Consider the following 6,418-nt stretch of genomic DNA (forward strand, 5'->3'; position numbering starts at 1 on the left):
CATTAATCTCACTAATTGAGAGAACCAATCCTGTTTAATATTATTAATTTTTTATTATTATATTATAAATATAACTAAAATTGTGGTTCTATTAATCCGTAAGTATTATTTCCCCTTGGATACAATACATTTACTTGTGAAGTATCAACATTAATAAATACAAGGAAAGGTTCCTCTAAAAGTTGCATCTGCATTAACGCCTCATCAACCGTCATCGGCTTTAACGCAACTTGTTCTCTATGTATAATCTCATGAGGAATTAAAGGTACCTCTTCTTCTGGAACACCTTCTTTCTTTTCAACTTCATCTTTAACCTCAAGGATTACATGTTTATATTTCCGTGTTTCTTCATAACTGCGTGGTTTGTGATTCTTTATTTTATCCTTAAATTTGCGAACTTGTCGGTCTAATTTCTCTATAACTGCATCTACGGATGCATACATATCATTGGATATTTCTTTACTATGTATCCGCATACCATTTGCATTTATATTTATTTCACAGATGTGTCTATGTTTTTCCACATCCAGCACCACATCTGCATTTATAATTTTATCGAAATGGTGGGTTAACTTATTGAGTGCATTCTCAATATAACTCTTCAACGCATCGGACATTTCCATGTGTCTACCTGTGATTTTTACATTCATTGATGTATCACTCCTTTATGTAATTTATTATTTCTTTTTATATTTTAACGCAAAATAATACCAAAGGATAAAAAAATAGTTCAAACGATGGAATTTCTATAAGTCACACATTTATAATCAGTAAATAAAATCATAAGAATAACCTATAAAATTAAAGAGGTTCCTATATGAAATATACGAAATGTTTTATTTGCTTCATTGGGCTAATATTCCCTCTAATAACTACTGCTATCCTCATATATAAATATGGTTACCATTTTCCCTATTGGGATGAAATATTATATCTTCCTCTATATGATAAATTAAGTCAGGGAACGCTTTCTATAACGGATTTGTTTTTCCTGCAAAATAATCATAGACCTTTTTTTCCAAGAATTATTACTCTGGGATTAGCAAAAATAACTTCCTGGAATGAATTCTCTATTCTTTATTGTAGTCTGATATTTGTTATTGCCCAATTTCTAATTCTTGCGTATGTAATAATTTCCAATAACGAAAAAAAAACAGATTACATGCAGTCAGACCATTCAAAAAATGACACAATAAAATTTCTTAATCTCTGTTATATGTCTCTATTGCTATTTTCATGGTCTCAGATGGAAAATTGGGTTTGGGGATTGCAACTTATGATGTTTTTTACAAATCTACTATGCATTTTAGTTCTATTTGTCATGCTTAAATATCCGATGAATGTTTTAACATTACTTATTTGTGCCATATTAACAACATCAGCCTCATATTCTTTTGCAAATGGATTATTAATCTGGTTTATTTCTTTACCACTTTTAATTTATAAAATAGTAAAAGCACGCAAAAATTATATGCTTCTTCTTATATGGTTACTTTTCGCTGTAGCCGTTATATCATTTTATTTCACAAACTATCACACCCCTTCTATTTCAAAAACTGATGTAGATATGGGATTCTTACATAAATTTTTATATTTCATTCTTTATATAGGTAGTCCATTATCGGGCTTTTTATTTACACCCCCATGGCACGGAAACAAGTTACCTGAGATAGGTGTAATATCTTATTTATTTGGAATAACCGGGCTTTTTTTATGGATATTTTTGCTTTACAAATCAAAAAAGATAATTGTTGATAATATTCATGTTTGTAAGTTCGAAAATGATAAACAAATATTGATAGAAAAAAGAATTACGAACTCAAATGCAGATGAATATTTCTTCTGGAAAAGTCTTTCTTTATTTGCACTATTTAGTGGAGTATTACTTGCATTTGGAAGGTCAGGTATGGGATTAGGACAGGCTTTATCATCACGATATATCACAACAGGATGTTTATTCTGGTGTTCTATTATGGGATTACTGAATTTCTATGTAAAAAACAAAGAAAATCCATTTGAAAAATATATTTCAAACCAATACTTAAAGAAGGTGCTTTTACTAATTATAGTAATATTTTACTTTGTTCTGAATCTTTCCCCGATATATTTAAATCGTGAATGGCATCAAATTGCCCGATGGAAAAATTTAGGATGGTATGCGTTATCTTCTGGCTATGATGGGAGATTATATTGGACAGACCTCTGGGGAGATAAAGATTTTATAAGTCCCCAAATACTGAAAAATGAAATATTACCGATATTCAAGAAATATAATTTGGCTAACGTGAATGATTATGAAAATAAAAATATTAAAAAAGAATTATCAAAAATGTTTATAAAGGAAACGAAATATTTCATAGAAAAAAAATTATGGAAGCCCGCAGTATGCTATCTGGATACTGCTATATTTTTGAACCCGGAATCACCAGATATCGAAGATATAAAAAAACAAATTCCTATAGAAGTATTTGGTCTTTACGAAAAATATCAAAGTGAATGGCGACTTATAACTGAAAAACATTGATTTATAGATATTATCGTTTAGTTTTTGGTATTATATTCAACATCTCTTTTTTGTCCCCTAAATTTATTAAAAACAGAATATTTTTGTTTTTTCGGAGTGTAAAAATGAAAAAGAAAGTATTTGATGATGTAGTCCCCTCATCACAGTTTAATTTTGCTCACGCAGAACAAGAAATTATTAAGTTTTGGAAAGAAAAGAAGATATATCATAAAAGTTTAGAGCAGAGAAAAAATGCTCCAAAATTCGTATTTTATGAAGGTCCTCCGACGGCTAATGGTTTGCCACATCCGGGGCATTGTCTTACAAGAACTATAAAGGATATTTTCCCTCGATATAAGACAATGGATGGTTATTATTGCGAAAGAAAAGCAGGTTGGGACACTCACGGTCTTCCCGTTGAAATTGAAGTTTGTAAAACATTGGGAATTATAGACGGTGGTAAATCTGCTATAGAAGCATACGGTATCGAAGCCTTTAACAAGGCCTGTATCGATTCGGTTTTCCGTTATCAGAAAGAATGGGAAGAAATGACCGAACGAATTGCCTTCTGGGTAGACCTCGAACAGGCGTACGTTACCTATCATCAATCGTATGTAGAAAGTGTATGGTGGGCATTAAAGCAACTATTCGACAGAGGATTGCTTTACCGCGGTTATAAAGTAGTTTGGTGGTGGGCTCAAGGGGGAACAGCCTTATCTGCAGGTGAAGTAGGGGAAGGTTATAGGGAAACCGATGACCCTTCTATAACAGTTCGTATATCACTAACAAAAGAGAGCAAAGAAAAAATGGGATTTGCTGAAAGCGATAAGGTAAGTTTCCTGATATGGACGACTACCCCATGGACACTTTTAAGTAACTGTGCTATCTGCGTGGGTCCTCATATTGAATATGCATTAATAGAAATGGAAAAAGATGGCAATAAAGAGTGGTTTATTATTGCCAGTGCTGTAGCAAAATCTGTATTAGGGGAAAATATTAAAATTGAGAAGACTTTTAAAGGAACGGACTTGGTTGGTTTATCTTATGAACCTTTATTTAAATTTGATATACCCCAAAATATTGAAGGAACAGGTCCTTCCGAAAAACATTGGATTATCATAGCAGGAGATTTCGTAGATATAGAAACGGGTACAGGTCTGGTTCATATTGCACCTGCTTTTGGTGAAGATGACTATAAAGTATGTAAAGAACAAGGGATAGGTTTTCTTTGTTTTGTTAAGTCAGATGGAACATTTGACGAAAGAGTTACAGAAAAAGATTTATATACGGGTGAACCTCTAAGTGGAAAGTTTTGTAAAGATACGGATAAATCCATCATTCGAATATTAAAAGAAAGAGGTCAACTGTTAAAACAGGAACAATTTCGCCATGCCTATCCTTTCTGTCCTCGTGCTGATAACGACCCCCTTATTCAATATGCTCGTCAAAGTTGGTTTATAAAAACTTCGGAATTTATTAATGAATTCTTGAAAAATAACCAGAAAATATCCTGGCAACCCGAACATATTCGGGATGGTCGTTTTGGAAATTTTCTTGCAACAAATGTTGACTGGGCATTATCTCGTGAAAGATTTTGGGGAACACCGCTACCCATCTGGGTTTGTGAAAAAACAGGTTATATGGAATGTATTTCATCTTACGAAGAATTGCTTTCAAAACCCGGTGTTCAAGGTTTAGAAGTGTGGGAAAATGCAAAGAAGGCAAATCCAGAATTAAACGATAACCTGAAGGTTCATAAGCCTTATATAGATGCAATTACTTATCAAAGCCCCAAAGACCCCAATTCGCGGATGCGTAGGGTGCCAGAGGTTATAGACTGCTGGTTTGATGCAGGTTGTATGCCCTTTGCTCAATGGGGATACCCTCATAAACCAAACTCTGAAAAAATATTTTTCGAGAATTTCCCTGCTGACTTTATTAGTGAGGCAATTGACCAGACAAGAGGTTGGTTTTATTCACTTTTAGCAATCAGCACCATGCTTTTTGGGGATAAAAAGGAATATCCACACCCATTTAAAAATTGTGTGTGTTTAGGTCATATTCAAGGTGAAGATGGATATAAATTATCAAAAAGGCTAAAAAATTATAAAGAGCCAAAATATGTCTTTGATAAATACAGTGCGGATGCTTTGCGTTGGAGTTTTGTTGCTAAAAACTCCCCTACCACAACAACAAGATTTCAGGAAAAACTTATTGAAGAACTACAAAGTGATTTATTAATCCGCTGGTACAATGTGTATAGTTTCTTCACAATCTACGCTAATTTAGATGGTTTTACTGCAGAAGGGGCTCCTTTGAAATTACTACAGGATGTTTCGTCCAACCCTCAGGATGTTAAGGAAGATATGGCTACTCCTCCAACTGACCCCGTAAAAGCATATCGGCAATGGAATGAACGGTGTGAATTAGACCGCTGGATATTAAACGAGATGAATAAGACTATTGTTCAGGTTCGAAATGCCCTTGACCAATATGAAACCTATCCATCCGCCAAGGCTATCTTTGACTTTTTGGAGGGTTTATCAAACTGGTATGTTCGTAGAAGCAGACCTCGTTTCTGGGATAGTGTGTGGACGGAACAAAAAGCAGATGCCTACTGGACACTATTTGAATGTCTAATTAATCTTGCACGAATTGCAGCCCCCTTTGTTCCTTTCTTTTCTGAAATCACATGGAAAAATCTTACAAAGCCCTTAAAAACAGCTACGGAAAGTGTCCATTTATCTACATATCCAATTGCTAACTCGGATGAAATAGATAATGTTTTACTTGAAAATATGGCTCTTGCGAGAGAAGCAGTAACTTTAGGGTTAAGTGCCCGTCGTTTATCCAACATCAAGGTTCGTCAACCTCTGGCGAAATGCGAAATAGTTTTATCCTCACCCGAATTAAAGGAAAAAGTCGCTTCTTACATAGAAATTGTTAAAGAAGAATTAAATATTAAAGAAATTGAATTTTCAGACCAGCCAGAACTCTATGTTAATTATGAAATAAAACCTAATTATAAACTCTTAGGACCTAAATTAGGAAGTAAAGTAAAATCACTCGCAAAAGCACTATCCTCTGCAAATGGAGCCATAATATATCATGACATTACCACAAATGGTGAATATATACTGGACATAGAAGGAGAGAAGGTTTCACTCAAAGAAGAAGATTTAAGTGTAAAGCTCATACCTAAAGAAGGTTTTACAGCCTCTCAAGGGAAAAATATGGTAGTTATCTTGACAACTACAATTACGGAAGAATTAAAGAAAGAAGGCTGGATACGCGATATAATCAGAGAAATACAGGAACTTCGCAAGGCAAAGCAACTCCCCTACGATAAAAGGATTGTTTTGACATTAGTCACAAATGACAACTCGCTTAAAAATGCATTTTCTGAATATAAAGATATGCTTGCAAGGGAAGTGTTAGCAAACACAATCACTATATCGGATAAAGAAAAGCCTGAAATGAAACAAATCGCTATTGATGATATTCCCGTAGGCTTATTCTTAGAACCTGTGAATTAAAAAAATATTACCGAACTAATTTCACCGGACCTGTTATATAAGGTCCTTTTCCAAGATGGTAAACTTTTACCTTTATTAAACCTTTTCTACGGTCTAATGCCCTCATAGCCGAATGGGAAAGGTCTATTACACGCCCTTTTATATAGGGACCACGGTCATTCAACTTGCAAATTACAGATTTCCCTGTGATTTCGTCAACGATAAGGTAATAATCACCAAAAGTACCAAAAGGCATTGCACAGGTATATTCATGGTCCTTTAAGTGTTCACCAGACGCAGTCAAGAAGCCTGTCTGTGCCGTGGTATAAAAAGAGGCTATTCCCTCAATACAAGGCTGTATGGGCTGTGTTGAAAGTAATAATATTGCTAACATCGGGAA

Annotated in this window: 4 protein-coding genes; 2 read left to right on the forward strand and 2 right to left on the reverse strand. The window is 34.2% G+C overall.

What is annotated here, in order from left to right:
• Nucleotides 1–74: 74 nt before the first annotated feature.
• Nucleotides 75–650, reverse strand: a complete 576-nt coding sequence (gene raiA / locus PLA12_14140; protein ID HOQ33628.1) for a ribosome-associated translation inhibitor RaiA — start codon at nucleotides 648–650, stop codon at nucleotides 75–77.
• A 167-nt stretch (nucleotides 651–817) separates the two neighbouring features.
• On the opposite strand from raiA, the gene PLA12_14145 reads away from it, so the two are divergent.
• Together PLA12_14145 and ileS are read left to right on the forward strand one after the other, a co-directional pair.
• Complete coding sequence (locus PLA12_14145) at nucleotides 818–2,524, forward strand: hypothetical protein (GenBank protein ID HOQ33629.1); 1,707 nt, start codon at nucleotides 818–820, stop codon at nucleotides 2,522–2,524.
• Nucleotides 2,525–2,628: 104 nt separating this feature from the next.
• Complete coding sequence (ileS, locus tag PLA12_14150; protein HOQ33630.1) at nucleotides 2,629–6,039, forward strand: isoleucine--tRNA ligase; 3,411 nt, start codon at nucleotides 2,629–2,631, stop codon at nucleotides 6,037–6,039.
• A gap of 7 nt (nucleotides 6,040–6,046) precedes the next feature.
• Here ileS and PLA12_14155 read toward each other — a convergent pair.
• Nucleotides 6,047–6,418 (reverse strand): septal ring lytic transglycosylase RlpA family protein (locus PLA12_14155; protein ID HOQ33631.1); only part of this gene is annotated, 372 nt, incomplete at its 5' end.

The organism is Candidatus Hydrogenedens sp. (assembly GCA_035378955.1).
In the GTDB taxonomy this organism is placed as follows: Bacteria; Hydrogenedentota; Hydrogenedentia; order Hydrogenedentales; family Hydrogenedentaceae; genus Hydrogenedens.